The organism is Rhizobium sp. J15, from assembly GCF_002531825.1.
In the GTDB taxonomy this organism is placed as follows: domain Bacteria; phylum Pseudomonadota; class Alphaproteobacteria; order Rhizobiales; family Rhizobiaceae; genus Rhizobium.
On record NZ_NWSX01000113.1, the window covers coordinates 1 to 638 of the forward strand.

The window sequence follows — 638 nt, forward strand, 5'->3', positions numbered from 1 at the left end:
ATCTCGGAAGCAGCCGAAACCATGCACAAGGAATATTCAGGCGCTATCAATCGACTGGTTGGCATTCTCAAGAGATAAAGGTTAGGCCCGCTTGAAAAGGCAGGCCATATGACAACGCCCATTGGCCCGCTGGGCGTAAGTTTTGTCTGACTCAGCTCTTCACGCTTTCTGGACTTAGTTCGCAATCATGGCGGCCAATGCTGACTTGTCCTGCGGAAGAAAGCGACTATGGTGCTGTTGCACGACATCAGGCGCACTTACGCGCGAGAAACGTGCAGGTCGCCAGTTCGTATCCCATCAAGGCGGAGACGACGACAGCGGCTCGGATGCAACCATGAGCATGTCCTCTTCCCACTGGTGTAGAGGCCACGACGCTGTTCGCGCCACTGCAGATACCAGTCCCAAACGCCGGGGAAGATGAGAAGGCCGAAGCTCAATTGGCTGACTGGCACGCCGCAGCCCCCTTACTGCACCATTCCGTGACGCCGCTAGCGTGCCGAACATCAGGCCGACGTGTTCGATCTTCTGAGAGGCCGTTTCCTCACCCCAGACGCCATTTCGTTGAAAACCAATCGCCGTCAGCGTCGAAGTCTTGAAGCGGTTTAGGGCGCGGTGACGATTTAACGATTTGGGATTCC

The 638-nt window shown here is 56.0% G+C and carries 1 pseudogene; it reads right to left on the bottom strand.

The annotated features are described in order from the left end of the window. Positions 1-306: 306 nt before the first annotated feature. A pseudogene (locus CO670_RS33305) lies at positions 307-638 on the bottom strand (hypothetical protein); the annotation flags it as partial.